Consider the following 25545-nt stretch of genomic DNA (forward strand, 5'->3'; position numbering starts at 1 on the left):
TCGCTCGGTGCTGAGATACGCCCGTGCAACGGCTCGAAGAGGATGACTGGGTCGCGGACGTCGGTAAACAGCTCCCGGTCTCGCCGCTGTCGATTCTCGGATTCGTCCTCGCCGCTACCATCGGCGTGCGGATCGCCGGCGAGACCCTCTCGACGAGGACGATCCTCGAGAGCATCTTTCCGCTCGTGATCGCGACGGCGGTCGTCCTCGCCGACCGGTTCCTCGTCGCGCAGGACGTCTCGGCGCGGGATCGACTCACCGTTTTCGCGTACAGTCTCGGCGGCTTTCTCGCCGCGTTCATCGTGGCGGCGTTACACCTCTACATCGCCTACCTCGACGGACTCGGCTCCCGCTCGCCGCTGTACCTGTTGTTGATGAGCGGGACGATGGGCGTCGGCGCCGGCACCGTCGCCGGCATCTACGACATCAAACAGCGGGCCGCGACCCGCGAGGCGCGCCGGCAGAGCGAGCGCTTAGAGGAGTTCGCCAGCGTCGTCAGCCACGACCTCCGGAACCCCCTCAGCGTCGCGCGCGGGCGCCTCGATGCGGCCTTCCAGACCGGGAACGCCGACCACCTCAAGGAGGTCGACGCCGCCCTGACGCGGATGGACGAACTGATCGAGGAGTCGCTGTCGGTCGCCCGCAGCGGGACGCAGGTCGAGGAGACCTACGAGGTGCCCCTCGAGGAACTCGCCGGCGACGCCTGGTCGTCGACCGCGACCGACGAGGCGACCTACGAGGTGGTCGACCACCGAACGCTCCAGGTCGATCCGCTGCGGGCGAAACAGCTCTTCGAGAACCTCTTTCGGAATTCGATCGAGCACGGCCGGGAGGACGTCACCATCCGCGTCGGCGCCTGTTCGGGGGGCTTTTTCGTCGAAGACGACGGCCCCGGGATTCCCGAGGACGAACGCGACAAGATCTTAGAGCAGGGGTACTCGACGGCCGAGGACGGGTCCGGACTCGGGCTCGCGATCGTCCGCGCCATCGCGGACGCGCACGGCTGGTCGGTCGCGGTCACGGAAAGCGAACGCGGCGGCGCGCGGTTCGAGTTCACGCGGTAGCGCTCGGCGCCTCTCCCCGCTCGTGCTCGAGCGCGCCGGCACAACGCGGGCTTATTCGCTCGCTCGCCGAACGCCCGTCACGTACGTCTGCGTGTGATCGGGGAAGCAGTCGTCGACGGCTCCGGGGCCGCCCTCGTCGGCGATGACCGTCCGGAGTTCCGCCTCGTAGTCGGCGCGATCGATCTCCTCGCTCGGACCCACGGTCACCTCGAGTCGCGCGTCGACGAGTCGGTCGACGGCGGTGCGGCCGAAGCCCGACAGCGGCGCGATGTAGTCGACGTCGTGGCGATCCTCCAGGCTCTGGGCCTGCGCGCGGGAGATCGTCGGCACGCGGTCGTCCCGGCGCGTCCCGTCGGCGATGGCGTCGTACTCGCGGTCGGCCAGTCGCTCGAGTGCGTGCTGGTGAACCCGCTGGATGCCGTTGCGAGGGAAGCCGTCTTCTCGAATCGTCGCCGCGGCCTCGCGAGCGATATCGGCGTCCAGTTCGAGTCGCTCGAACTCGAATCCCATCGAGGCGGCGGTCTCGCGGGCGTGTTTCCAGTCGTCGCTGACGCCGAAGTGGGCCGTCACCAGCGTGACGTCGTAGAACTCCTCGAGGAGAAGGGCCGCGAGCGTCGAGTCCTTGCCGCCGCTGTAGAGCAGTCCCAGCTCCATCAGCGCCGCTTGATGTCGAAGCTCTGGGAGTCGGGTTTCAGCTCCTGGAGGAGCTGTTTCATCTTCTCGTCGTCGATCTTCCCCTGCATGCGGCCGCTGCGGGCCAGGCTGATGACCTGTCGTTCGACCTGTTCGCCGAACTGCGGTTTGCTCATCTTGACCGTGTTGAGCCGCTTGCGAGCGTCGTCGGTCAGGTGCTGGCGGAGGACGGCCTTCTTCTGGGCCTCGGCCTGTTGTTTGGCGGCCTCCTGCGAGCCGCCCTGCTGGCCGTCGGCCTGCTCCTGTAGCTGCTCCATTTTCTTCTGTCGCAGCTCCTCGAGTTTCTCCTCGTCGGGTGTGTCACTCATAGCTATCCTGACTGTTGTTTCGCGCGGCGGAAAATGATTTCGGACGACAGGCGATACTGTCGGCGCTCGAGGGGTGTTCGGCGTGAAAACTGGATTCGTCTCGCGTTACGCGTAGCGCTCGAGTTCCGGACGGTCGAGTTCCTCGAGGACCTCGCCGGCGGTGTCGTCGAGGAGGCTCTGTCCCTCGGCGGTGATGCGTCGGCCCTCGCCCTCGGCGGTCTCGACGAGATCCTCCTCTTCGAGCTGCTGGAGGATCGTTCGGATGAGGTTCTTCGAGCCGTCGGCGCGCTTGTCCGGGGCGACCTGGTAGCGGTTCGAACCGCCCTTCGCGCCGCCGTACTCGGTCGAGAGTCGCTCGACGCCGATCGGGCCGCGGTCGGCGACCTTCCGCAGGAGGCTCGCGGCGCGGGTCGCCCAGAAGTCCTCCTGTTCGGGCGGCAGTTCGTTGGCGACACCGCTCTTGGCGAACTTGCCCCAGTCGGGTTCGTCGAGCCGTTCCTCGAGATCGTCGGCGAGCGCCTCGATGAGGTCGTCTGCCGGAACGTCGTACATCGTAGCCATTGGCGTGTGGTTCCCGTCGCCGGCATTTAAGGCCATCGTTGTCCCGCGCAGCGGTGGTGTGGCGACCGCTCGCAGGGGCTCGGCGACCGGCGGGCCGCGGTGCCTCGAGGCGTCCAGCCTCCAGTCCGGGCGGTTTTTCGTGTTGGAATAGAAACGGGACGTATGGACGAACGCGCCGCCCTGTCGCTGCTGGAGGGCGAACTCGAGGCCGCCGGTGACGACGCGGCCGTCGTCGACGATCTGGTGATCACGACGGACATGCTCCACGAGCGGACGGATTTCCCGACGGGGACGACCCGCTACACGGCGGGCTGGCGCGCGGTCGGCGCGTCGCTGTCGGACGTCGCCGCGATGGGCGCCGACGCGACCGCCGCGGTCGCGGCCTACGCCGCCCCCGAATTCGACCGCGACGAACTCCTCGCGTTCGTTCGGGGCGCACGCGACGTCTGCGACCGCGTCGACGCGACCTACGTCGGCGGCGACCTCGACGGCCACTCCGAGTTCACCGTCTCGACGACCGCGGTCGGCCGGAGCGACGACCCCGTCCGCCGTAGCGGGGCCGAACCCGGCGACCTGCTCTGTGTCACCGGGACGCTGGGCCGCAGCGCGGCCGGCCTCGAGTTGTTCGAACGCAGCGCTCGGGATGACGCCGGGAGCGATGAAGACAGCATAGTCGAGCGAGCGAACGAGCTGTTTCGCTTCGAGCCTCGAGTCGAAGCCGGCGCGGCCCTCGCGCCCCACGCGACGGCGATGATGGACTCGAGCGACGGCCTCGCCCGGTCGCTCCACCAGCTCGCTGAGGCCAGCGACTGCGGCTTCGCGGTCGACTCGGAGGCGGTTCCCGTCGCCGAGGCGCTTTCGGAACTAGCTGGCGACGAGGGGACGGACGCGGAGCCGCTCGAGCGCGCGATCACCTTCGGCGAGGACTTCGAACTCGTCGTGACGCTGCCGGAGTCGGCCCTCGAGACGGTGCGGGCGGCGATCGACGTCGAGCTCTCGGCGATCGGGTCGGTCACGGAGCCCGTCGAGGGGATCACGATGGACGGCGAGAAACTGCCGGATCGCGGCTATACCCACGGGACGTGACCTATTACGGGCGGAACGCAGGCTGTTGGCGATCGGAGACTGAGCCCGCCCGTCGGTGCATTACTATTGGATGACCTCGAGCGGGACCGGCATGAAACAGAGCAGTCCGAGCCCGAAGGTGACGACACCCAGTAGCTGCCGCCAGGTACCGAGCCGGCCGTCGGTGACCGGCTGCGCTCCGCCCGCCGACGCGAGGAGCGTGGCCAGGAACCCCCAGAGGATCCAGATGAAGACCGTCTGTAGCCCGTAGCCGCCGATGTAGTACAGGTAGCCGGCGAGGGCGAACAGCGCGCCGGGGACGAGCGCGCTGACCGTCTCGTGGAGGTCGCCGATCATCGCCCGCAGGATGTGGCCGCCGTCGAGCTGGCCGACGGGGATCAGGTTGAGGAAGGTGACGAACATGCCGACCCAGGCGCCGATGACGACCGGGTTGACGTTGCGCGTCGGATCGTCGCCGTACAGCGGCTGATCGATCGCCGCCGCGATCAGTTCGAGCATCGGCGGGATCCCGAGTCGGAAGCCGCCCTCTTCGGCCTGCTGCACGACCGGTTCGGGGATCGTCACCGGCGGCAGGTGGAGTCCGACGACGGCGATAGCGACCGTCGCGACGAGTCCCGCCAGCGGACCGGCGATGCCGATGTCGAACAGGGCCTTTCGGTTCGGCATCCGCCCCTTCAGCTTGATCACCGCTCCCATCGTCCCGATGATCGTCGGGATGGGGATGAAGTACGGCAGGGAGGCGTCGACCTGGTGGTAGCGGCTCATCACGTAGTGGCCCAGCTCGTGGACGCCGAGCACCGTCAACACCGCGGCCGAAAACGGCCACGCGCCGAGGATCTCGATCGGACTCCCGAACGGATCGATCCCCGGATACCACCAGAACGCGCCGACGAACAGCGTCGAACAGATCGTCGCACACAGCAGCAGGATGTTCGTCCACGGGATGCCGTCGATCCCGATGCTGATCGGCTCGGCGACGAGGACGTACTCGCCGTGGCGAATCGTCAACTGCGGGTCGTACCCCGCTTCGCGAAACACCGGCCACAGCTCCTCCATCGCCCGTTCCGGATGTGTACGCGGATCGCCGTAGTACACCAGCTGATCGTCCTCGGCCCGCATCTCGTAGACCCGAAAGACCGACTCGATACGCTCGAGCGGCGGGCCGTCCCCGAGCGAGGGGTCGTCGTCGATCGACGGACCGACCCGGGGGACATCGGCGTCGTCCATCATCCGTGATTGAGGAGCCCAGCGTATAAATCGACTGTCGTCGGCAGGGTCTTCGGCGAGCCGAATGCAAGTGCTAGTACGGGTCGACGAAAACGGAGGAAGGGGACCTCAGGGCGGGCCGGATGGCGTCGGAGACGCGCCGGCCGACAGGGTGTCGCGTGGGTGCGAGGGGCGTTCGTCAGGCTGCTAACGTGGTTCGAGGGGCGTTCGTCAGGCCGCTACCGGGGACCTGGGACTGTTCGAGCGAAGCGAGGGCACGATCAGGCCGGTTCGACGCGCCAGGTGGTCGCGCTCGTGTACGACCACTTCTCGATCTCGAGGTCGGTGGCCGACTCCGAGAGTTTGACCATTAGCGCGCCGATCTCCTTGGGAGACATCCCGACGTCGTCAGCAATGAACTTACCCTTGAAGTAGAGCTCTCCGTCTTCGGCGCGGTCGCGGAGGTAGCGTTTCAGGCGTCGTTCCTTGCTGTCCGTGGAGGGTTGGGCTGTCGTGCTCATCGACATCCGCTGCTTGTTGCCGGGATATGTTATAAAGGGAGGATGGTTAGCGAAATTTCGGTTGTGTTCAGGAATCTGGGGGGTAATGGACGTTTTATTCTCGATTCGGTGATTATTTATCGAACGATGAGCGAGCTCGAGACCTTTTAAAACCGGCGCTAACTTATTATCGCGCATTCGATTATCATAGGTGATAGAGTGTTCCGTTCCGGGAGGCTTGACCTATTTTGAACGGAAGATTCATGGAATAAAGCACTAACTTCGTTCGTGAACCCAGAATTCGTCCTCGACTGTTACTTCTTTCTTGAACAGCGGCACCTCGTCTTTCAACCGGTTGATCCCGTCTTCGACGGTTCGAAACGCCTCTTCGCGGTGTCCGGCGAGGACGACGACGAAAACGATGTCCTCGCCGTCCTCGACGACACCCGTTCGGTGGTAGAGTTCGACCTCGAGAACGCCGTCGCGGGCCTCGAGGTCCGTCTCGAGGGCGGCCATCCGCTCGTCGGCGACGCCCTCGTACTTCTCGAACTCGAGGTACTGGGTGCGCGCGTCGTCGGCGTCGTCTTTCGCGCGGACGCGGCCGGTGAACGTCGCGATCGCCCCCGCTTGATCGGCCTTCGGCGACCGCTTGACGCGATCGACCAGCGAGTGGAGGGTTTCGTGGGGCTCGCGCGACTCGAGTTCGGCCGCGACGGCGTCGGGATCGAGGTCGCCGGACTGTTCGACGGCCGCGACGACGCCTTCCTCGTCCGCCTCGTCCGTCCCGACGACGACCGTCGGATGGCGGAGGTCTTCGACGCCGACGACGACGGCGTACGCGCAGTCGGACGCCAGCCGATCGAGGGCGTCGCCGACGCCCAGTCCCGTCCCGGACGCGGCCCAGTCGCCGTCGGCGCCGAGCTCGTAGCTGACGTCGCCGCCGACCGTCGTCGAGTCGTGGACGGCCGTCCCGTCCGCGATCGTCGCGTCGTATCTGACCACGCCGACGCGTCCCTCCCGCTCGAGGCGATCGACGAGGCGATCGCAGACCCGCTCGACGGCGTCGCGGTCCGCGCCGCGGTCGCAGATGCCGAGTACGTGCATAGTCGTGACATGGCGGCGTCGGGCTTTGTAGCTGTCGACAAAGCCGCGCGGGTGGGGGTCCAGCGCACACCCACGCGCCTCTTTCAGCACTGCCCGCCGCACTCGATCGGCCGGCTATCGTTTCTGTTCAACGAGGGGCCACGTACTGCAGGGACTTTGGAACTGCGCCACCGAGTCGCACATATGACTCGGCGAATCGGCTTCACCGGCGACGTCATGCTCGGGCGACTGGTCGACGACCGCCAGCGCCGACGGTCGGTCGACGCGGTCTGGGGGAACGTCCGCGAGCGCCTCCGGGATCTCGACGCGCTCGTGATCAACCTCGAGTGCGTGCTCTCGACGCGCGGGAGCGAGTGGCGGCGGACCCACCGACCGTTTCACTTCCGCGCGGACCCCGACTGGGCGGTCCCGGCCCTCGAGCGCGCCGGCGTCGACGTCTGCGCGCTCGCGAACAACCACGTGCTCGACTACGAGGAGGTGGCGCTGCGGGACACCCTCGAGCATCTGGACGAGGCCGGGATCGCGCGAACCGGTGCGGGGGAGACGATCGACGAGGCGCTCGATCCGGCGGTCGTGACCGTCGACGGCGACGAGGGCGACGAAACCGACGGCCTCGAGCTGGCCGTCGTGTCGTTCACCGACAACACGCCCGAGTACGCGGCCGACGAGGAGTCGCCCGGAACCGCGTGGATCGACGTCAGCGAGTCTCGACGCGACTCGAGCAGTCGGATACAGTCCGACGATACCGTCGACGACGAGAGAACGCGCGAACGGGTCCGCGAGGCGCTCTCCCGCGCCCACGAAACGGATCCCGACCTGCTGGTCGCCTCGCTGCACTGGGGGCCGAACATGGTCACCGAGCCGCCCGACTCGTTCCGGGCGTTCGGCCGCTGGCTGGTCGAGGAGGGCGTCGACGTGATCCACGGCCACAGCGCCCACGTCTTCCAGGGGATCGAGGTCCACGACGGTGCGCCGATCGTCTACGACGCAGGCGATTTCGTCGACGACTACGCGGTCGACGACGAGTTGCGCAACGACCGCGGGTTCCTGTTCGAACTCGCGGTGACCGAAGACGGGACGCCGACCGAACTGCGGCTTCGTCCGACCGAGATCGACGGCTGTGTCGTCCACGAGGCGAGCCCCGACGCCGCCGCGTGGGCTCGCGACCGGATGCGCGAGCTGTCGGCCCCCTTCGGAACCGCGTTCGATCGCGACGGCGAGGCGCTGGTGTTGGCGCTCGAGTCGTAGCGCCGACGCCGGGTCGAATCGCTCTCGTTTCGGGGCCGGCCGCCGCCTCGAGAATCGTCCCGTGAGAGTGAGACACGCGCGGTGATCCGGAGTTGGCAACCCTTAAGATAGCAACCCGGTTACACCGGTGTAGTATGAAAGTGGTCGTCTCTATCGGCGGGAGCGTGCTCGTGCCCGAGCCGGGCGCGGATCGGGTGGCCGAACACGCGGCCGTCGTCGAAGACCTCATCGCGGACGGCTGTCGCGTCGGTGCCGTCGTCGGGGGCGGCGGCGTCGCCCGCGACTACATCTCGGCGGCCCGCGATCTGGGGGCGAACGAAATCGAACTCGATCAGCTCGGAATCGACGTCACGCGACTCAACGCGCGCCTGCTCATCGCCGCGCTGAGCGAGGAGTCCGTGACCGCGCCGGCGCTGGACTACGAGGAGGCCAGCGAGGCGCTCCGCCGGGACGAGATCTGTATCATGGGCGGCGTCGCGCCGGCCCAGACCACCGACGCGGTCGGCGCCGCGCTGGCGGAGTACATCGACGCCGACCTGCTCGTCTACGCGACCAGCGTCCCCGGCGTCTACAGCGCCGACCCGAACGAGGACGACGACGCGACCAAGTACGACTCCCTCTCCGCGGCGGAGCTGGTCGACGCCATCGCCGGCCTCGAGATGAACGCCGGCGCCTCGGCGCCCGTCGACCTGCTGGCGGCGAAGATCATCGAGCGCTCGGGGATGCGGACGATCGTCTTAGACGGCACCGATCCCGACCGGATCGCCCGCGCCGTTCGCTACGGTGACCACGACGGGACCGACGTCATCCCCGAGGGAGCGGGCGAGGAACCGACCTACTGGGCCGCCGACGAGCAATGAGCGACGAGAGCCCCTACACGCTGCAACGCGACCTCGAGGAAGACGAACGCCACGCGTTCTGGGCGGATATCGTCGCCGACCGCGTGGAGTCGCGCAATCCCGACGAGCCGATCGTCGTCAAGGGCGGTATCTCGCCGTCCGGCGTTCCGCACCTCGGGAACGTCAACGAGATCATGCGGGGCTACTACGTCGCCGAAGTGCTCCGCGAGCGGGGCCACGAGGTCCGGCAGGTGTTCACCGCCGACGATCGCGACCCGCTCCGCAAGCTGCCTCGCACCCTCTGTGACCTCGAGGGGAACCTCGTCGATCTCGGCGAGGTCGACGCGGGCGCGCTCGGGCGCAACCTCGGTGCCCCCTACACGGACATTCCGGACCCCTTCGGCTGCTGTGACTCCTACGGCGACCACTTCTCGACGATCATCCAGGACAGCGCCGACGCCGTCGACGTGCCGATCGACCTGGTGTCGAACACGGAGATGTACGAGAACGGCGACCTCGAGGACGTCACGCGCTTCGTCCTCGAACATCGGGACCGCGCACGCGAGGTGCTCTCGGCGTACCAGGACAAGGTCGACGAGGACTACGTCCCGTTCAACCCGATCTGCGAGGAGTGCGGGAAGATCACCGAGACGGTGACGAGCGTCGACCTCGAGGGGGAGACGCCGACCGTCGACTACGAGTGCACCGACATGGACGCCGGCGACCAGACGATCGACGGCTGCGGCCACGAGGGAACCGCCACGCTGCGGGAGGGGAAACTCCCGTGGCGCTTCGAGTGGCCCGCCCAGTGGCAGACCCTCGGCGTCGACTTCGAGCCCTTCGGCAAGGACCACGCCGAGGGCTCCTGGCCCAGCGGCCAGGACGTCGCGCGAAACGTCTTCGAGATCGAGCCCCCCGTCCCGATGGTCTACGAGTGGTTCACCCTCGAGGGCCAGCCGTTCTCCTCCTCGGAGGGGAACGTGATCCTCGTCTCGGACGTCCTCGAACTGCTCGAGCCCGAGGTCCTGCGGTACTTCTTCGCCAAGGACCCCTCGAAGGCCCGGGACTTCAGCATCGAGCGACTCGACCAGCTGGTCGACGAGTTCGACCGCCTCGAGGCGATCTACTTCGACGAGATCGAGGCCGACGAGGACGAGACGGCGTTCGCGGAGCGGGTCTATCCCCTCCTCGTGGACGAACCGAAGGAAGAGCGGATCCGCCTCCCCTACACCTTCGCCGCCGTCCTCGGGATGTTCGACGACCCCGACCTGCGCGAAGACGTCGCTCGCAAGGAGGGACACGTTCCCGACGACGCGCCCGAGTGGGCCGTCGAGGACGCCCTCGCGCGGGTCGAGAAGGCCCGCAACTGGGCCCGACGGACCGCAAACGAGTTCGACTACGAACTCAAGCGCACGGAGATTCCCGACCACGACTTCGACGCCGCGACCGAAGACGCCCTCGCGGAACTCGCCGACTTCATCGAGGCGGGCCACGAACCCGACGAGATTCAGGGCGAGATCTACGAGACCGCCAAGCGCCACGACGTCGACGTCGGCGACTTCTTCGGCGCCGGCTACCGCCTGTTCTTCGACGAGGATCAGGGGCCGAAACTCGGCCCGTTCCTCGCGAAGGTCGACCGCGAGTTCGTCGTCGCCCGGTTGCGCCGGGAACGCTGACCGCGCGGTCCGCGTCCTCCTCCTCCTCGAGTCCCGTTCTGCCGACAGGATAGACAAAAGCCCTTTGAGAACGCCTCCCGGAGATAGGACCGATGGACTACGGTTTCCCTGCTGTCGTTTCGGTACCCGAACTCGCCGGGTCGGAGACCCTGACCTGGGTCGTCGCCGGCCTGCTCGTCTACTGGTTCGGGATCATCGCGCTCCGCCGAGCGGAGCTGTTGCCGTCGTACGTCGGAACACAGGGGCCGATTCTGACCTTCCACACCAAGCGCGGGCGGCGGTTTCTCGACCGCCTCGCGCGGCCCAAACGGTTCTGGCGCGCCTGGTCGAACCTCGGCGTCGGCATCGCCATCGTCGTGATGGCGGCGATGTTCGTCGTCCTCGCGCTCGGGGCGATTTCGGCGCTGACGTCGCCGCAGCCGGCCAGCAGCATCAACCAGCCGCGAAACGTCATCCCGTTCCCCGGGGTCAACGACTTCCTCCCGGTGTCGGCGACGCCCGGGATCGTCACCGGACTGCTGGTGGGACTGGTCGTCCACGAGGGCGGCCACGGCCTGCTCTGTCGCGTCGAGGACATCGAGATCGAGTCGATGGGCGTGGCCATGCTCGCGTTCATCCCGATGGGCGCGTTCGTCGAACCCGACCAGGAAGGCAGCAAAGAGGCCTCTCGAGGCGGCCAGACGCGGATGTTCGCCGCGGGCGTCACCAACAACTTCGCGGTGACGATCCTCGTCTTCGCTCTGCTGTTCGGCCCGATCGCGGGATCGATCGCCGTCGCTCCGGGCGCCGCCGTCGGCGGCGTCGCTCCCGGTTCCCCGGCCGATGAGGCCGACGTGCAGCCCCACGACCGCATCACCGCCGTCGGGGGCGAGCCCGTCGAGACCAACGACGAGCTCGCCGATCGCCTGGACGCCGCCGAGGGCGAGCAGGTCGAACTCGAACTCAACGGCGAGCGGACGGTGACGGTCGATCGGGCGCTGCTGGTGACCGCCGCGATCGAGAACGGGCCGGGTGGCCTGGCGGTCGGCGATCGGATCCTCCGGGTCGGCGACCAGTCGGTCGCGACCGAACGCGACTTCCTCGACGCCGTCGGCGACGACGAGCGCGTCTCCGTGACGATCGAACGCGACGGGGAGGAACTCGAGCGCGAACTGCCGATCGGGGCCGCCGTCGACGTCACCGACGACGGCCCCCTCCAGGAGGCGACCGGCTCGCTCGACGAGTCGCTGATCGTCACCCGATTCGACGGCGAGCGGACCTACACCTACGACGATCTCACGTCGCTGGTCAACGAACGCGAGGCCGGTAGCGAGGTCACCGTTGCGGGGTATCTCGACGGGGAACGCGTCGAGTACGAGGTCACGCTCGGCGAGCACCCGCGCGACGACGGGAGCTACCTCGGCGTCGTCGGCCACACCGGGGCGTCCGGCTTCGAACTCAGCGATATCGGCGTCCAGCTCTACCCCGCCGAGGACTACCTGGCGATTCTCGGCGGCGGGGACGGCACCGGCAACGCCCTGATGAACTCGTTTATCGGGAAAATCGTCCTCGCGGTGATGCTCCCGGTCAGCGCCGTGGCCGGCCTCCTCCCGTTCAACTTCGCCGGCTTCACCGGCGGCGTCCAGAACTTCTACGAGGTCCAGGGGGCGCTGGCGGCGCTCGGCGACGGGACGGTCTTCTTCCTCGCGAACATCCTGTTCTGGACCGGCTGGATCAACGTCCAGCTCGGCTTCTTCAACTGCATTCCGGCGTTCCCGCTGGACGGCGGCCACATCCTCCGGACGAGCACCGAGGCGATCGTCTCGCGGCTCCCCTTCGAGACCACCCGCGGGCACGTCCGCACCGTCACGACGGCCGTCGGGTTGACGATGCTCGGGAGCTTCGTGCTCATGCTGGCCGTTCCGTTGCTCCAGTAGTCCGGATCGGGCGCTCGCGCCGCCGCTCTCCGGACTGTTTCTGAACCACGATCGACGGCGTGCTACGGCTCGGTATCGCGCTCGTCGCCGACGGTCACTCCGTCTCGGCGTCCGAGGCGTCGCCGGCGTCGGTCGGCGTCTCCTCGTCCGGATCCGTCGCGATGCCGTGGCACTCGTAGAACTCCTCGGGCGTCGCCTCGATGCGCTCGAACGCGGTGTCGAAGTAGCGTTCGTGGTGGCGGACGAGCTGTTCGACGATCCACGCGCTGAACGCCTCGTCGAACCGCCACTCGCCGTCCCGGTCGGGGATCTCGAACCGCTCGTCGGTCGAGAAGGCGGCGTAGACGTGGAAGAAGCCGAGGATGACGTCGGCGAAGTCCCGCGCCTTCTCGGTACAGCTCTCCCGCCGGTCCGCGAGTTCCGCGTGGCCCGCCTCGGTGAGCTCGAAGTACTTCCGGTCGGGCTCGTCCTCCCGCTCGATGCGTTCGGCCCACCCCTTCTCCTCGAACTTGTAGAGGATGGGGTAGACCGAGCCGTAGGAGGGCTCCCAGTGACCGCCGCTGATCTCGCGGATCTCCTTCAAGATCTCGTAGCCGTAGCGGGGCTTTTCCTCGAGTAGCTCGAGAACGAGATAGGCGATGAGTCCTTTCGGCGGCCCACTTTTCCGCATGTGCGCCGTGAATTACACGGGCAGACGGAAAGGCGTTCTGTCGCCGAGGAAGCGGTGCAGTCGATCGAAATTCGTCGCCGAACCGCCGATCCTTGCGTCGGAAACCGAACGCGTTCGGCGTCCAGGCCCGGATTCGCGCCGGTCGGCAATCCCGTCCGTCGAACCGAAACCCCGTCCTTCTTAGCCTCGCCGTCCCAATCGTCGCCCATGGAACGACGGCAGCCGCCACAGACCGAAGAGGGCTGGTACGTCCTGCACGATTTCCGGTCGATCGACTGGGACGCCTGGCGAGACGCCCCCGAACGCCGGCGCTCGCGGGCGATCGAAGAGGGAATCGAGTACCTCTCCGCCGCCGAGTCGGTCGCGGACGCCGAGGAAGGCGAGTCGGCGACGTTCGCGGTGCTCGGCCACAAGGCCGACCTCCTCGTGCTCCACCTCCGTCCGACGTTGGCTGATCTCGACGCGTTAGAGCGTCAGTTCGAAGGGACGGCGCTGGCCGAGTTCACCGAGCGCGCCGACTCCTATCTCTCCGTGACGGAGGTCTCGGGCTACATGTCCCAGGACTACTTCGACGAGGACGCGGAGGTCGAGGACACCGGCATGGCGCGCTACATCGAGACCCGGCTCAAACCCGAGATTCCCGACAGCGAGTTCCTGAGCTTCTACCCGATGGACAAGCGCCGCGGGTCGGAGGACAACTGGTACGATCTGCCCTTCGACGAGCGCGCCGAGCACCTCTCCTCGCACGGCGACATCGGGAAAGACTACGCCGGCCGGGTCACCCAGATCATCTCCGGCAGCATCGGCCTCGACGACTTCGAGTGGGGCGTCACCCTGTTCGGCGACGACCCGACCGACGTGAAGGACCTGCTCTACGAGATGCGCTTCGACCCCTCGAGCTCCCGCTTCGCCGAGTTCGGTCGGTTCCTCTCGGCCCGCCGGTTCCCGCCGGAAGACCTCGGCGCCTTCCTCGACGGCGAGCGGATCCCGCGGGAGGGCGAGGACGCCCACGGCGGCCATCCCCACGCGAGCGGTGAGAGCGGCGGTCATCACCACGGCGACTCCGGTGGCCACCACGGCGACTCGAGTTCGAGCGACCACGGTGGCTCCGGCGGCCCGCACGGCGACGACGACGAGGACCTCCGCAGCGAACTCGAGGACATGGGCGTCTACGCGGGCCAGCCTCACGGCGAGGACGTCCACGCGGTCGTGCTCTACTCCGCGGCCGATTCCGAGGAGCTGTTCGAGGAGGTCGACGGCCTCCGCGGCAACTTCGATCACTACGACACGCACGTGAAGACGGCGGTGTACGAACCAAAAGGCGACAGTGAGGCCGAAACGGCAGTCGTCAGCCTCTGGGAAACCGAGCGCGCTGCGAGCACGGCTGCCGGCTTCCTCTCGGATCTCCCCGAGGTTGTTCGTCAGGCGGGCGACGACGATGGCGACGACTCGTGGGGAACGATGGGGATGTTCTACACCGTCAAACCCGAGCACACCGAGGACTTCGTCGACACCTTCAGCGACGTCGCCGGACTGCTCGCGGAGATGGACGGCCACCGCAAGACCGACCTCCTCGCGAACCGCGAGGACGAGAACGACATGTTCATCGCCAGCCGCTGGGATTCCCGCGAAGACGCCATGGCGTTCTTCCGCAGCGACGAGTTCTCGGAGACCGTCGAGTGGGGCCGCGACGTCCTCGCCGACCGGCCGCGACACGTCTTCCTCGCCTGATCGGACCGACCGCCGGCCGATAAGCGATTCCGCCGTCTCGGCCTCCGTTCGGTCGCGGTCTCGGTTCCGTTTCTCGCTCGAGCGCCTCGATCTCGAGGCGAGTCCTCGATACCCCGACGCTCGTCAGCGAGCGCTCCGTCTTCGGGACGACCCGTCGGCCGACGACTACCCGTCGTAGAAGAAGTAGCCGGCCAGTCCCGCGATGCCCAGCGCGAGCGTTAGGTACGGCCAGTAGCCGGCGTCGCGATCGGTCAGCGCGGCGTGGCCGGCGACGAAGATCGCGAATCCGACGTGGGCGACCAGCGTCGCGGTCAGGAAGGAGACGAAATCCATTATCCGGAGATTTGACGGGCCGATAATAGCCGTTTCGGAGCGTCGTCTCCCACTGCCGGCGAAAGCTACTCGAGGGTCCTCCGAATACCCCCTGAGTAGTGAACCGACGCGCGTTGCTCGCCGCGGTGCCGTCGATCGCGTTCGCGGGGTGTGCGACCCGCCTCGGGATCGCCGATCGCGTCGAGATCACGCGGAAGTTCGTTCGGCTCCACCCGTGGGACGACGACGAGCCGATCGACGCGGTCGTGCGACGCTACGATCCCGACGAGGGGGTCGCCTACGACGACGACCCCCACGAGGCGCTCGCCGACGAGATCGATCCCGACGAGCCGCTGGTCGTCTCCGATTCGGTAGCCGATCGACTCGCCGCCGAGTACGAGATCGTCGAGTACCGGATCTACGCCTGCGCCCTGGACGGCGACGACTGCCGGGAGACGACGCTCGTGCGCGAGGACTTCAACGCGGTCGAGGCCGGCGACGTCGTCGATATCGTCAGCCGCAGCTCCGGCGCCGGGCTGGTCAACATTCACGAACGACGCGAGGAGCGCGACTAGCCGTCGCTCTCGGTCTCGTCGCGAGACGGCGACTCTCCCTCGAGCGGTGTTCTACTGCCGCTGTGAATCCGTTAGAAGTCGTGATCCGGATCGTCTTCGACGGCCCGTTTCATCGAGTCGCGGCGGGCCTTGGCGTCCCGTGCGGTCGCCTCGAGCAGGAAGTCGTTTTTGATGTCGACGGCGTCGGCGGCGGCCTCGAGCTCTTCGGGGCCGAGTTCGGTCGGATCGCGCTCGTAGAATTCGACGGCGAGCTTGTCCTTCTTGCCGGAGTACTCGACGGTTCCGACGACGATCTTCTCGAAGACGGGGTTGTCGGGCTCGCCGATGACGTAGAGGTCGCTCCCCTTGTACTCCTCGGTCCCCGTGATGGGACCGAAGTACTCCTCGACCGTCGACTCCATATCGGGGATTCGCTCCTCGAGATACTCACCGCGTCGCATCTTGTACTCCTTCATGGATTGGAGATACACGGCGGAGTGTTTACCTCTTTTCATAGCCGACGTTACGACCAGCCAACACGCGCCTCGAGAACAGTGACGGGCGCGCGCTCCCCGCGCCGCGGCCGCGGGTTCGAGCGGACCTGTCAGCGGCGTTCCCGTTCGCCGAGGTATCCCTTTCGGCAGTCGGGGCAGATGTCGCCGGCGCGCAGCGACCCCCGGTCGCCGTCCGAGACGAAGTCGCACCGCGGACAGTAGAACTCGGTCGGGACGTCCTCGCGCGGCCCGTCGCTCTGGCTTGGCGTCGGCGCCGACCCCGCTCGTTCGATTCCGCTGCCCGAGGCGGCTCCGCCCTCGGCCGACTCGTCGCCCGTCGCTGGGCCCGCGTCGGCCGCGGCCGACCCCTGCGTTTCGGATGCGTTCGGCGGCTCCGCGGTCACGGATCTGGCGTCGGCCGCCGCGGTCGACTCGCCTCGCCCGCCGGAGACGGTCCCGGTGTCGTCCTCGAGGACGACCGCGTCGTCGGTCACCGGCTCGTCGGGCTCGACCGGGTCCTCGAGTTCGGCGTCGATCGGGGCGTCGTCCTCGCGGTCGCCGTCCTCGTCGGAGTCGGGCCACCCCGAGGGCTCGTTCTCGCTCCCGACGGGCGGCCCGACGTCGTCGGAGTCGGGCCACTCGCCGTGGTCGCGCTCGCGGTCGGCGGCGACGGGGTCGTCGTCATCGTCGTCGAGGATCTCCCCGTCGTCGGTCACGGGGTCGCCGTTCTCGTCGGTCGGCACGTCGAAGTCGTCGGTCGACTCGTCCGCGGCGGCCGCCGGTTCGTCCGCTTCGGCGTCGATGAAGTCGTCGTCACCGTCGTCGCTGAAGGCGACCTCGGTGCCGACCTCGTCGGCCGCGCCGGTCGGTGGTTCGACAGCCTCGGCGTCGCTGTCGGGTATCGCTGTTTCGGGTTCGGGCTCGGGGGGAAGCGAATCGGCGTCCGTCGCGGCGGAGAGGCTCGTGACCTCCGTGTTCTCGCTGAGGATGTTTCGGTCGCCACAGCGGGCACACTCTTCGAACTCCTGGACGGTTACGACGACCTCGCTGCCCCGTTCTTCGCGCTCGCGTTCGACTTCGGGGTCACCGTAGTCGTGTCCGAGCAACGAACATCGAAGGGCCATTGTCCCACCGTACCCAGTCATCACATAAAAAACGTGCTGCCTCCGGGAACCCGATCGTGACGGCGACGCGACCGATCGGCGCGGGGACGATCTCGATCCGCCCTCGACCGAGCAACGACAAACGTCAAATCCCCGGTCGTTGAATACGCCGACGAATGAGAGCAAAGCGGGAGTACCGGGACCGAACGGGGACGCAGGTGGCGGTACTCGACGCGCTCGTCGATCGGGCCGACGAGGGGATGAGCGTCTTCGAACTCCGGGCGGCGGTCGAAGTCGATATCGACGAACTCGAGACGGCGCTCTCGACGCTGAAGCAGGACGGACTGATCGTCGTCGAATCCGGCGGCAGCGAGACCGTCATCAAGCCCGACGAGCAGGTGATCCCCGAGGCGCCGACCGACGAGGACGACGACCAGACGATCGGCGAGTGGCTTCGAGATCGATTCCCCTTTTGAATCGAAACGCCTGAGAGGCGCAGGCACCTGAACCACGATATGACCGTTATCGAGGCGATTCATTCGGAGCACGGGGCCGCGTTCGGCGAGCGCGACGGCCGGACGATCGTCGAACACTTCGGCCGCCCGGAACGGACCCACCGGGCGGTCCGCAACGGCGTCGGCCTGATCGAGATGGCCTACGGCGTCGTCGTGGTCGAGGGCGACGATCGACTCGAGTACGTCGATAACGTCGTCTCGAACCGCGTGCCGGCCGAGGACGGCCGGGGCTGTTACGCGCTCGTCCTCGACCCGCAGGGCGGGATCGAGATCGAACTGTACGTCTACAACGCGGGCGAGCGACTGCTCCTCTTCACGCCGGCCTCGACGGCCGAACCGCTGGTCGAGGACTGGTCCGAGAAGGTCTTCATTCAGGACGTCGATATCCGCCTCGCGACCGACGACTACGCGGTCTTCGGGATCCACGGTCCGACGGCCACCGAGAAGGTCGCCAGCGTCCTCAACGGCGCCGCCTCGCCCGACGAACGCTACTCGTTCGTCCGCGGGACGATGGGCGACGAGGGCGTGACGGTCATCCGCACCGACGCGCTGACCGGCGAGGAGAGCTACGAAGTGATCTGCGCGGCCGACGCCGCCGCGGACGTTTACGACATCCTCGAGACCCAGGGGCTCAACGCCGCCCCCTTCGGCTATCGCACCTTCGAGAGCCTCGCGCTCGAGGCCGGCTCCCCCCTCTTCGAGACCGAACTCGAGGGGACGCTCCCGAACGTGCTCGGCCTGCGCAACGCCTTGGACTGGGAGAAGGGCTGTTACGTCGGCCAGGAGGTCGTCTCCCGCGTCGAGAACCGCGGCCAGCCCAGCCGGAAACTGGTCGGGCTGACGCTCGAGAGCGCCGCGGACGGCGACGAGGACGACTCGCCGGCGGTTCCCGACGCCGAGGCGGCCGTCTTCGACGGCGACGCCACCGTCGGCGAGGTGACCCGCGCCGGCGAGAGCCCGCTGCTCGAGGCGGTCATCGCGCTCGCCGTCGTCGACTACGGCCTCGAGAGCGACGCGCTGACGGTCCGGGTCGGCGGCGAGGAGGTCCCCGCGACGGTGACCGAGTTGCCGTTCGTCGAGGGGTCGGATCGATCGGATCGCCTGCCCGCGTACCAGTAACCCGATCGCCGTGTCGGGCCGCCTCGAACCCGGTTCGAAACAGAACGTTTTCGCCGGCCGGAGGGGTACGATTCGCCGTGACGAACGACGAGACGGAGCGGCCCGATAGCCGACGGAGTTGGCTCGTGGCGGTCGCCGGCGCGATCGGCATGGTGTTCACGTTCGGCACGCCGTTTTCCTACGGCATCCTCCGACAGCCGTTCAGCGAGGCGTTCGCCGTTTCGCCGGTCGCGCTCTCGACGGTCTTCTCGATCATGCTGTTTACCTTCTTCATCGGTGCCGGCGCGGTCGGCGTCTTCGCCGCGCGGCTGCCGGCCCGTCCGCTGTTGCTCGCCTGTACGGCCGTCACCGCTGCGATCGCACCCGCGCTGTTCCTCACGGGGTCGTACCTCGGGCTGAGCCTCGTGTTCGCGCTGCTCGGCCTCGCGCTCGGGACGGTGTACGTCCTGCTCGCGTCGATCGTCCCGCGCTGGTTCGACGAGCGACGGGGCGCCGCGACGGGACTGATCTTCGTCGGCAACGGACTGGGACTGGCCCTCCTGCCGCCGATCTGGCAGGTCGTCATCGCGCGCTTGGGCGTCCGTCGGGGATTCGCCGCCGTCATGGCGGCGACCGCGGTCGCGTTCCTCCTCGCCGGAATCGCGTGCCGGCGTCCGCCGTGGACGGACGGCGCGACGGACTCGAGCGGCGACGTCCTCGAGTGGATCGGCCGGCTGGCCGGAACGCGGACGTTCCAACTGCTGTTCGTCGGCATCGCGCTCGCGTTCTCGTGGTACCAGCTGCTCGCCGCGTTCGCGATCGACCTCTTCGCCGCCCGCGGGCTGACGGCCGCCGGGGCCTCGACGGCGTTCGGACTCGTCGGCGGCGTCAGCATCATCTCGCGGATCGGCGGCGGCTACATCGCCGACAGCGTCGGTGCCAGACGGGCGTTTCTCGCCTCGCTCGCGTCCGCGGCCGCCGGCGTCCTGTTGCTGTTCGCCCCGCAGTTCCCGGTGCTCGCCGTCGGCGTCTTCCTGCTCGGGATCGGGCTCGGCGGGACGGCGACGCTGTACATCCCGCTGCTGATGGGGATCTACGGCGCCGACAGGGGGACCGCCATCGTCGGCACGTTCAACGTCGCCATCGGGACCAGCGCGCTGGCGATGCCGCCGCTCGGGACCGCGAGCGTCGCGTACACCGACGGCTACGCCCTCGCCGTCGCCCTCACGTTCGTCGTCACCGTCGCCTCATTCTGGGCGATCTCGGTCGGCACGCGTCGTTCCTGATCCCCGTGCGGACGTCGGTCGGTCCCGTTTCGGCCGGAACTGGCCAGCCCCACCCTCAAGGCCGGCGGGACTGTCGCTTCCCTATGGGCTCGAGTAGCGACACCCCGATCGACGCCGCCACCGACTTCGAGGAACTGGCCGCGCGCCTGCGCACCCAGTCGGACAACGCGCCAGGCTCCGACACCGAGCGCGTGACGATCCGCTCGCTCGAGGGCGTCACCGCCGACGCGCTGTCCGAGTTGCTCGAGGCGGAGGAAAGCGAGGGGACCGCGCCGGGCGACCTGGTCTTCGTCCTCTCGCGGGCCAACGCCGAACTGCTCGTCGAGCGCGAGTTCGACATCGACGACGTCGACGAACTCGAGGACGCCCTGGGGCGGACGGTCCAGGTCGAAGACGAGATGCCCGACGACACGATCCTCCTGCTGGATCCGGACGCGGTCGACGCCGAGGAGATCCGCGATCCGGACGCCATCGCCTGCGGGATCGTCGGCACCGACGACTGACGCGGTTCGGACGACGACGTCGACGCTTCGGAACCCGTCTGCTGCCGCCCGTGGTACTTTCTACGACTTCGCTGTGACCTCAGTATGCGCTACCTGGAGGTGACAGTGCCCGAGGGGAAGCGAGGGACCGTCCTCGAGATCCTCGAGGACGAGGGGATCGACTACGTCGTCAGCGACGAGACCAGCGGTCGGGGGTACGCCGCCGTCGTCCGGTTTCCGGTTCCGACGCGGGCCGTCGAACCGCTGCTCGACCGGCTCAAGCGGGCGGGGATCGGCGACGACGCCAGCGTCGTCGTGATCAACGCGGAGACGGTCCTCTCCGAGCAGTTCTCGACGCTCCGGGATCGATACAGCCAGGGCGGCCAGCTGGGCGCTCGCACCTCGAGGCAGGTGTTGCGCACGAAGGCCGACGAACTGACGCCCCCGTTTTCGATCTACACCGTCATGCTGCTGATCAGCGCCGTCGTCGCCACCGCCGGGCTGCTGGCCGACTCGCCGGCGGTCGTGATCGGCGCCATGGTCATCGCGCCCCTGCTCGGGCCGGCCCTCGCCGCCAACGTCGGCATCGTCACCGGCGACGGTCGCCTCAAGTCGACCGGCTTCAGGTACCAGATCGTCGGCGTGGCGATGGTCGTCGGCGCCTCGATCGCCCTCGCCACGCTCGCCCGACTGGCCGGCCTCGAGCCCGCGGGGGTCGACATCGTCGTCGCCACCGAACTCGAGGAGCGGGTCGCGCCCAACCTGTTCTCGCTCGCGGTCGCGCTGGGCGCCGGCATCGCCGGCATCCTGAGTCTCACGCGGGGGTTCTCGGAGGCCATCGTCGGCGTCATGATCGCCGCGGCGCTCATTCCGCCGTCGGCCGCGGTCGGGATCACGGTCGCCTGGGGGATGTACGGCGCGGCCCTCGGCGCCGCCGTCCTCGTGATCGTCAACCTCCTGTCGATCAACCTCGCCGCGCTGGCCACCCTGTGGATCGCCGGCTACCGTCCGCAGGGTCTGTTCGAGGTCTCACCAACGCGGACGCCGACCTACACCTACGCGGCGATCTTCGGCGTCGGACTGCTGGTGCTGGCCGCGCCGCTGGCGGGCGTCACCCTGCTCGAGTTCCACACGACGGAACTCGAGTCGGCGGCCGAAGACGAGGTCGAGGCGGTGCTCGCGCAACCGCAGTACGACCACCTCGAGGCCGACGACGTCGCGGTCGAACTCGACGGCGACTACCCGATCCAGTCGGTCGAGCGGGTCGTCGTCACCGTCAGCACTCGGAACCCGGAACCGGAGTCGGAGCTGGCGGACCGGCTCTACGAGGAGATCCAATCCCACAGCGACGACTCGCTGATCGTCGAGGTGCAGTACGTCGTCGCCGAGGAACGCGGCGAGAACGACGAGGCCGACGCTCAGCGGGTGGCGATTCGGACCGCCGACGGGACGTAACTCATTCGCGTGCGCTCGATTTCACCCTCAGCGCGACGCCGACGGCGGCCCCGATCGTCACTTCGATCGCGACTTCCCCGCCAAGTTCGCCCATACCGCACGGTGTCGTCGGGGAACGGTAGCTGTCGGCGGCCTCCGATTCGCCAGCGACCGGTGGGTGTCCGGTGGCAAGGATTTATAGTGATAGAATTCTAATGTTTGTGCATGGAACGTAACACTGCTCGAGATCGATACGTCCCGCGGTCGACGTGGACGGCGGCGAGTTGCGAGACGCTCTCGGCGCTGACGACCGTCCTCGCCCTCGCGTTCGCGGCGTCGCTGCTGACCGCGTCGATCGGCGCCCCCGAAGACGTCGTCACGATCGCGGTCGCGACCGTTGGGATCGTCGCCGTCGGACTCGCACTCACGCGCCTGTTCACCGCCCTCGAGGCAAACGGTCTCCCGGTCCTCGAGTAACCGTCGACGCTCGCCGCGTCGACGAGACGCCCGTGCTCGCCGACGCGGTGAACCGGCCATTCTCATCGACTCAGTGACGATCCGGAACCGCTACTGCCAGTCTCGCGTCCGTTACGCGGCCGGTTCCGGTTCGACGTTCTGGTTCATCCGGAACAGATTCTCCGGGTCGTACGTCGTCTTCACGTCGACCAGTCGGTCGTAGTTCTCCCCGTAGCCGAGGGTCTCCTCGCCCTCGCGCTCGCTGATGAAGTTCACGTAGACGCCGCCGGTCGCGTACGTCGCCATGGCGTCGAAGAACTCGCGGGACCAGGCGATGCACGCGTCGTCCATCGCGGGATCCTCCCAGCGGGTGTGAACGTTCATCCCGTACTCCGCGTCGCGGTGCGGGAAGGCCGTCGCGTCCGTCGGCACTCGTCCCATCGCGCCGCCGATCTGTCCGAAGAAGATTTCGGACTGGGCCGTCGGCAGGTTCCGCGCGTACTCGACGACGGTATCGATCGCCTCGTCCGGGATCGTACTGAAGTTGTGTGACTTCCAGTAGTTTCGGGCCCCGTCGGTGAGCAGCGGATCGAACGCCCGTTGGAACTCGGCGTACCGGTGCGGGCCGACGCCGTCGGCGACCGGGTCGCCGTACTCCCGGATCGGGGCCAGCACCGCTTCGCCCTCGGCGATATCGCCGGCGTAGAACGGCACCACCACGATCACGTCCTCGCCGTGGATGTCCTCCGGCAGGAACGGGAGCGGCGGCGCCTTGCGGAGGACGACCCAGACGGTCGACTCGTCCGGCGCGTCCGCGTTGAAGTCGCGCACGTGTCGGAGGACGTTCGGGGCGTCCGCGCCGCGGTAGACGACCATCCCGGCGAGCACCGCCGGACCGACTTCGTGGAGATCGAACTCGAAGGACGTGACGACGCCGAAGTTGCCGCCGCCGCCGCGGATCCCCCAGAAGAGATCCGGGTTCTCGTCCTCGCTCGCGCGGCGGAGTTCGCCGTCCGCCGTGACGACGTCGACCGATCGCAGGTTGTCCACGGTCATGCCGTACTTCCGAGTGAGCCAGCCGAAGCCGCCGCCCAGCGTCAGCCCGGCGACGCCGGTCGTCGAGTTGATTCCCAGCGGGGTCGCGAGGCCGAACGCTTGGGCCTCGTGGTCGAAATCGGCGAGCGTCGCACCGGGTTCGACTCGAGCCGTCTTGCGTTCGGGGGTGACGCGAACCGAACGCATCGCCGAGAGGTCGAGCATCAGACCGTCGTCGCAGACCGCGTTGCCGGCGATGTTGTGGCCGCCGCCGCGAATCGCGAGGCGCATCTCGTGTTCGCGGGCGAAATTCACCGTCGCGATCACGTCCGACACGCCCATAGCGCGTACGATCGCCGCCGGCGACCGGTCGATCATCCCGTTCCAGATGGACCGGGCCTCGTCGTAGTTCGGATCCGCCGGTCGGAGCAGGTCGCCGCGAAGCTCCTCGCCGAATCCGTTTATTGCACCGTCGTCTACGGGTGTGGTTGTTACTGCCATCGTCCCTCGCTAGAGATAGGTCGCCGACGACGATATAGGTTCCATAATAAATAACGATCAATGGCTACTATCGGGGCGCTCTCGAGTACAGCGTCGACCGATCGCTCCTCGAGCGCCGCCGTCGAGTTCCGGGTCGTCGCTCGCCCGTCATATCCGGCCGGGTGATCGTCGTGTAAACGACCAAACTAGTTTATCGCCGCTGACGACGTAGCATGTTCTATGGGAACAGTACACAAGACACCCGGTGAGGAAGCGCTCTCGGACGTCCCGGGCAGCGCGGTTCGATCGTTCGAAGCCGGATTCGCCGGCGACGTGATTCTTCCGGCGCACCCGGAGTACGGCCGGGAACGGCAGGTCTGGAACGGCATGATCGACCGGTATCCGGCGATCGTCGCTCGCTGTACCGGCGTCGCCGACGTCGTCGCGACGGTGAACTTCGCTCGCGAGCACGAACTGCCGCTCGCGGTTCGGGGCGGCGGCCACAACGTCGCCGGGACGGCCGTCTGTGACGGCGGCATCGTCGTCGACCTGACGCCGATGAACGGCGTCCGCGTCGATCCCGAGGAGCGGACGGTCCGCGTCGAAGGCGGCGCGACGCTCGGCGACGTCGACCGCGAGACGCAACTGTTCGGCCTCGCGACGGCGCTGGGCGCCGTCTCGCAGACCGGGGTCGCCGGGCTGACGCTCAACGGCGGCTACGGCCACTTGAGCCGGCAGTACGGGCTGGCGCTGGACAACCTCCGTAGCGTCGACGTCGTGACCGCGGACGGGCGAGTTCGCACCGCCAGCGCCGACCGGAACGCGGACCTGTTCTGGGGGCTCCGCGGCGGCGGTGGCGCCCTCGGCGTCGTCACGTCCTTCGAGTTCGACTGCCACGAGGTCGGACCCGAGGTGGACGCGTTCTTCGTCTGGTTCCACGCCGACGACGCGGCCGCGGTGATGGATCGCTACCTCGAGTGGACCGCCGACGCGCCCCGCGAGGCGGGCGTGCTCGCCTTCGCCGCGCACGTCCCGGAACTCGAGGAGTTCCCCGAGGAGACGTGGGGCGAACCCGCGGTCGCCATGCTCGGCTCCTCCCGCGGCGACCGCGAGGACGCCGCCGACGTCTTCGAGCCGCTGCGAACGAGCGCGACGCCTACCGTCGATTTCAGCGGCCCGATGGCGTACGCCGATCTGCAGTCGATGCTCGACGAGGACTACCCCGACGGCCTCCGGTACTACTGGAAGTCGATCTACCTCACCGACGTCACCGACGAGGTCGTCGAGATCATGCTCCGGTACAACGAGTCGACGCCGTCGGCGCTCTCGACGATCGACCTCTGGCACCTCGACGGCGCGGTCGGCGAGGTACCGCCGGACGCGACCGCGTTCCGGCACCGCGACAAGCCGTACATGCTCACCATCGAAGCGAACTGGGACGACCCGGCCGGGGACGACGCGAACGTCGACTGGGCGCGGGCCGCCTTCGCCGAGGTCGAGCGACTGCCGGTCGCGTCCGGCCGATACGGCAACTTCCCGGGGCTGAACGAGGACCCCGTCGAACGGCGCTTCGGGGACAACTACGAGCGGCTGGTCGACCTCAAGACCGAGTACGATCCGACGAACCTGTTCGGAACGACCGGGACCGTCGCGCCGCGAACCGCGGCCGACTGACGGTCCCGTTCTCCGCGATC

The 25545-nt window shown here is 68.0% G+C and carries 26 protein-coding genes; 15 read left to right on the top strand and 11 right to left on the bottom strand.

What is annotated here, in order from left to right; all coding sequences use genetic code 11:
* The first annotated feature begins 23 nt into the window (after window positions 1-23).
* Window positions 24-1064, top strand: coding sequence for a sensor histidine kinase (locus HTZ84_RS19115; protein WP_174682120.1), 1041 nt, complete (start codon window positions 24-26; stop codon window positions 1062-1064).
* Window positions 1065-1115: 51 nt separating this feature from the next.
* Here the strand turns inward: HTZ84_RS19115 and HTZ84_RS19120 are convergent, their stop codons facing one another.
* The 3 genes from HTZ84_RS19120 to HTZ84_RS19130 form a co-directional block, all read right to left on the bottom strand.
* The gene (locus tag HTZ84_RS19120; RefSeq protein WP_174682121.1) at window positions 1116-1718 is read right to left on the bottom strand and encodes a DUF7411 family protein; all 603 of its coding nucleotides are present in this window, start codon (window positions 1716-1718) and stop codon (window positions 1116-1118) included.
* Window positions 1718-2065, bottom strand: a complete 348-nt coding sequence (locus HTZ84_RS19125; protein WP_174682122.1) for a DNA-binding protein — start codon at window positions 2063-2065, stop codon at window positions 1718-1720. The genes HTZ84_RS19120 and HTZ84_RS19125 overlap by 1 nt, the downstream gene beginning before the upstream one ends.
* Before the next feature lie 105 nt (window positions 2066-2170).
* Window positions 2171-2626, bottom strand: a complete 456-nt coding sequence (locus HTZ84_RS19130; protein WP_174682123.1) for a 30S ribosomal protein S19e — start codon at window positions 2624-2626, stop codon at window positions 2171-2173.
* A gap of 162 nt (window positions 2627-2788) precedes the next feature.
* On the opposite strand from HTZ84_RS19130, the gene thiL reads away from it, so the two are divergent.
* Window positions 2789-3712 carry a thiamine-phosphate kinase gene (gene thiL, locus HTZ84_RS19135; protein ID WP_174682124.1) on the top strand — a complete coding sequence of 308 codons (924 nt, stop codon included), beginning with the start codon at window positions 2789-2791 and terminating at the stop codon, window positions 3710-3712.
* A gap of 63 nt (window positions 3713-3775) precedes the next feature.
* Here the strand turns inward: thiL and HTZ84_RS19140 are convergent, their stop codons facing one another.
* The 3 genes from HTZ84_RS19140 to HTZ84_RS19150 form a co-directional block, all read right to left on the bottom strand.
* Window positions 3776-4939, bottom strand: a complete 1164-nt coding sequence (locus HTZ84_RS19140; protein WP_174682125.1) for a site-2 protease family protein — start codon at window positions 4937-4939, stop codon at window positions 3776-3778.
* Between the two features lie 260 nt (window positions 4940-5199).
* Window positions 5200-5445 (bottom strand): DUF7123 family protein, encoded by a 246-nt coding sequence (locus tag HTZ84_RS19145; protein WP_008893620.1) that lies wholly within the window; start codon window positions 5443-5445, stop codon window positions 5200-5202.
* Window positions 5446-5694: 249 nt separating this feature from the next.
* Window positions 5695-6522, bottom strand: a complete 828-nt coding sequence (locus HTZ84_RS19150; protein WP_174682126.1) for a molybdopterin synthase — start codon at window positions 6520-6522, stop codon at window positions 5695-5697.
* A 183-nt stretch (window positions 6523-6705) separates the two neighbouring features.
* Here HTZ84_RS19150 and HTZ84_RS19155 point away from each other — a divergent pair, with 183 nt between their 5' ends.
* From HTZ84_RS19155 to HTZ84_RS19170, 4 genes are all read left to right on the top strand, one after another.
* Window positions 6706-7770 (top strand): CapA family protein, encoded by a 1065-nt coding sequence (locus tag HTZ84_RS19155; RefSeq protein WP_174682127.1) that lies wholly within the window; start codon window positions 6706-6708, stop codon window positions 7768-7770.
* 134 nt (window positions 7771-7904) lie between these two features.
* Window positions 7905-8630, top strand: coding sequence for a UMP kinase (gene pyrH, locus HTZ84_RS19160; protein ID WP_174682128.1), 726 nt, complete (start codon window positions 7905-7907; stop codon window positions 8628-8630).
* Window positions 8627-10285 (top strand): lysine--tRNA ligase, encoded by a 1659-nt coding sequence (gene lysS, locus HTZ84_RS19165; RefSeq protein WP_174682129.1) that lies wholly within the window; start codon window positions 8627-8629, stop codon window positions 10283-10285. Before pyrH ends, lysS begins: the two co-directional genes overlap by 4 nt.
* Window positions 10286-10377: 92 nt before the next feature.
* Window positions 10378-12201, top strand: a complete 1824-nt coding sequence (locus HTZ84_RS19170) for a site-2 protease family protein (protein ID WP_174682130.1) — start codon at window positions 10378-10380, stop codon at window positions 12199-12201.
* A 94-nt stretch (window positions 12202-12295) separates the two neighbouring features.
* Here the strand turns inward: HTZ84_RS19170 and HTZ84_RS19175 are convergent, their stop codons facing one another.
* Window positions 12296-12871 (bottom strand): PadR family transcriptional regulator, encoded by a 576-nt coding sequence (locus HTZ84_RS19175; protein ID WP_174682131.1) that lies wholly within the window; start codon window positions 12869-12871, stop codon window positions 12296-12298.
* A gap of 207 nt (window positions 12872-13078) precedes the next feature.
* On the opposite strand from HTZ84_RS19175, the gene HTZ84_RS19180 reads away from it, so the two are divergent.
* Window positions 13079-14602 (top strand): heme-binding protein, encoded by a 1524-nt coding sequence (locus tag HTZ84_RS19180; protein ID WP_174682132.1) that lies wholly within the window; start codon window positions 13079-13081, stop codon window positions 14600-14602.
* 165 nt (window positions 14603-14767) lie between these two features.
* On the opposite strand, the gene HTZ84_RS19185 is transcribed toward HTZ84_RS19180, so the two are convergent.
* On the bottom strand, window positions 14768-14935 hold the full coding sequence (locus HTZ84_RS19185; protein WP_174682133.1) for a hypothetical protein: 168 nt from the start codon (window positions 14933-14935) through the stop codon (window positions 14768-14770).
* Window positions 14936-15033: 98 nt separating this feature from the next.
* Here HTZ84_RS19185 and HTZ84_RS19190 point away from each other — a divergent pair, with 98 nt between their 5' ends.
* On the top strand, window positions 15034-15489 hold the full coding sequence (locus HTZ84_RS19190) for a hypothetical protein (protein WP_174682134.1): 456 nt from the start codon (window positions 15034-15036) through the stop codon (window positions 15487-15489).
* Window positions 15490-15560: 71 nt separating this feature from the next.
* Here the strand turns inward: HTZ84_RS19190 and HTZ84_RS19195 are convergent, their stop codons facing one another.
* Together HTZ84_RS19195 and HTZ84_RS19200 are read right to left on the bottom strand one after the other, a co-directional pair.
* Entirely contained in the window at window positions 15561-15944 is a 384-nt protein-coding gene (locus HTZ84_RS19195) for a DUF5611 family protein (RefSeq protein ID WP_008893631.1), read from the bottom strand.
* Between the two features lie 128 nt (window positions 15945-16072).
* Entirely contained in the window at window positions 16073-17086 is a 1014-nt protein-coding gene (locus HTZ84_RS19200) for a DUF7093 family protein (RefSeq protein WP_174682135.1), read from the bottom strand.
* 155 nt (window positions 17087-17241) lie between these two features.
* Here HTZ84_RS19200 and HTZ84_RS19205 point away from each other — a divergent pair, with 155 nt between their 5' ends.
* The 6 genes from HTZ84_RS19205 (at window position 17242) to HTZ84_RS19230 (ending at window position 22357) form a co-directional block, all read left to right on the top strand.
* On the top strand, window positions 17242-17541 hold the full coding sequence (locus tag HTZ84_RS19205; RefSeq protein WP_174682136.1) for a DUF6432 family protein: 300 nt from the start codon (window positions 17242-17244) through the stop codon (window positions 17539-17541).
* A 39-nt stretch (window positions 17542-17580) separates the two neighbouring features.
* Window positions 17581-18699: a CAF17-like 4Fe-4S cluster assembly/insertion protein YgfZ gene (gene ygfZ, locus HTZ84_RS19210; protein WP_174682137.1), complete on the top strand. Its 1119-nt coding sequence runs from the start codon at window positions 17581-17583 to the stop codon at window positions 18697-18699.
* 77 nt (window positions 18700-18776) lie between these two features.
* Complete coding sequence (locus HTZ84_RS19215; RefSeq protein WP_174682138.1) at window positions 18777-19964, top strand: MFS transporter; 1188 nt, start codon at window positions 18777-18779, stop codon at window positions 19962-19964.
* 83 nt (window positions 19965-20047) lie between these two features.
* Window positions 20048-20467, top strand: coding sequence for a hypothetical protein (locus HTZ84_RS19220; protein ID WP_174682139.1), 420 nt, complete (start codon window positions 20048-20050; stop codon window positions 20465-20467).
* 84 nt (window positions 20468-20551) lie between these two features.
* Window positions 20552-21901 carry a TIGR00341 family protein gene (locus tag HTZ84_RS19225; protein ID WP_174682140.1) on the top strand — a complete coding sequence of 450 codons (1350 nt, stop codon included), beginning with the start codon at window positions 20552-20554 and terminating at the stop codon, window positions 21899-21901.
* A 204-nt stretch (window positions 21902-22105) separates the two neighbouring features.
* Complete coding sequence (locus HTZ84_RS19230) at window positions 22106-22357, top strand: hypothetical protein (protein ID WP_174682141.1); 252 nt, start codon at window positions 22106-22108, stop codon at window positions 22355-22357.
* Between the two features lie 111 nt (window positions 22358-22468).
* On the opposite strand, the gene HTZ84_RS19235 is transcribed toward HTZ84_RS19230, so the two are convergent.
* Complete coding sequence (locus tag HTZ84_RS19235) at window positions 22469-23872, bottom strand: FAD-binding oxidoreductase (RefSeq protein ID WP_174682142.1); 1404 nt, start codon at window positions 23870-23872, stop codon at window positions 22469-22471.
* Between the two features lie 219 nt (window positions 23873-24091).
* On the opposite strand from HTZ84_RS19235, the gene HTZ84_RS19240 reads away from it, so the two are divergent.
* Window positions 24092-25525, top strand: coding sequence for an FAD-binding oxidoreductase (locus tag HTZ84_RS19240; RefSeq protein WP_174682143.1), 1434 nt, complete (start codon window positions 24092-24094; stop codon window positions 25523-25525).
* The last annotated feature ends 20 nt before the right edge of the window (window positions 25526-25545 follow it).

This window comes from Haloterrigena gelatinilytica (assembly GCF_013342145.1).
In the GTDB taxonomy this organism is placed as follows: domain Archaea; phylum Halobacteriota; class Halobacteria; order Halobacteriales; family Natrialbaceae; genus Haloterrigena; species Haloterrigena gelatinilytica.

Bases quoted from the DNA above. Each gene is read 5' to 3' on its own strand.
- HTZ84_RS19120 (WP_174682121.1), bottom strand. From the start codon at position 1,718: ATGGAGCTGGGACTGCTCTACAGCGGCGGCAAGGACTCGACGCTCGCG.
- HTZ84_RS19125 (WP_174682122.1), bottom strand. From the start codon at position 2,065: ATGAGTGACACACCCGACGAGGAGAAACTCGAGGAGCTGCGACAGAAG.
- HTZ84_RS19130 (WP_174682123.1), bottom strand. From the start codon at position 2,626: ATGGCTACGATGTACGACGTTCCGGCAGACGACCTCATCGAGGCGCTC.
- thiL (WP_174682124.1), top strand. From the start codon at position 2,789: ATGGACGAACGCGCCGCCCTGTCGCTGCTGGAGGGCGAACTCGAGGCC.
- HTZ84_RS19140 (WP_174682125.1), bottom strand. From the start codon at position 4,939: ATGGACGACGCCGATGTCCCCCGGGTCGGTCCGTCGATCGACGACGAC.
- HTZ84_RS19145 (WP_008893620.1), bottom strand. From the start codon at position 5,445: ATGTCGATGAGCACGACAGCCCAACCCTCCACGGACAGCAAGGAACGA.
- HTZ84_RS19150 (WP_174682126.1), bottom strand. From the start codon at position 6,522: ATGCACGTACTCGGCATCTGCGACCGCGGCGCGGACCGCGACGCCGTC.
- HTZ84_RS19155 (WP_174682127.1), top strand. From the start codon at position 6,706: ATGACTCGGCGAATCGGCTTCACCGGCGACGTCATGCTCGGGCGACTG.
- pyrH (WP_174682128.1), top strand. From the start codon at position 7,905: ATGAAAGTGGTCGTCTCTATCGGCGGGAGCGTGCTCGTGCCCGAGCCG.
- lysS (WP_174682129.1), top strand. From the start codon at position 8,627: ATGAGCGACGAGAGCCCCTACACGCTGCAACGCGACCTCGAGGAAGAC.
- HTZ84_RS19170 (WP_174682130.1), top strand. From the start codon at position 10,378: ATGGACTACGGTTTCCCTGCTGTCGTTTCGGTACCCGAACTCGCCGGG.
- HTZ84_RS19175 (WP_174682131.1), bottom strand. From the start codon at position 12,871: ATGCGGAAAAGTGGGCCGCCGAAAGGACTCATCGCCTATCTCGTTCTC.
- HTZ84_RS19180 (WP_174682132.1), top strand. From the start codon at position 13,079: ATGGAACGACGGCAGCCGCCACAGACCGAAGAGGGCTGGTACGTCCTG.
- HTZ84_RS19185 (WP_174682133.1), bottom strand. From the start codon at position 14,935: ATGGATTTCGTCTCCTTCCTGACCGCGACGCTGGTCGCCCACGTCGGA.
- HTZ84_RS19195 (WP_008893631.1), bottom strand. From the start codon at position 15,944: ATGAAGGAGTACAAGATGCGACGCGGTGAGTATCTCGAGGAGCGAATC.
- HTZ84_RS19200 (WP_174682135.1), bottom strand. From the start codon at position 17,086: ATGGCCCTTCGATGTTCGTTGCTCGGACACGACTACGGTGACCCCGAA.
- HTZ84_RS19205 (WP_174682136.1), top strand. From the start codon at position 17,242: ATGAGAGCAAAGCGGGAGTACCGGGACCGAACGGGGACGCAGGTGGCG.
- ygfZ (WP_174682137.1), top strand. From the start codon at position 17,581: ATGACCGTTATCGAGGCGATTCATTCGGAGCACGGGGCCGCGTTCGGC.
- HTZ84_RS19220 (WP_174682139.1), top strand. From the start codon at position 20,048: ATGGGCTCGAGTAGCGACACCCCGATCGACGCCGCCACCGACTTCGAG.
- HTZ84_RS19225 (WP_174682140.1), top strand. From the start codon at position 20,552: ATGCGCTACCTGGAGGTGACAGTGCCCGAGGGGAAGCGAGGGACCGTC.
- HTZ84_RS19230 (WP_174682141.1), top strand. From the start codon at position 22,106: ATGGAACGTAACACTGCTCGAGATCGATACGTCCCGCGGTCGACGTGG.
- HTZ84_RS19235 (WP_174682142.1), bottom strand. From the start codon at position 23,872: ATGGCAGTAACAACCACACCCGTAGACGACGGTGCAATAAACGGATTC.
- HTZ84_RS19240 (WP_174682143.1), top strand. From the start codon at position 24,092: ATGGGAACAGTACACAAGACACCCGGTGAGGAAGCGCTCTCGGACGTC.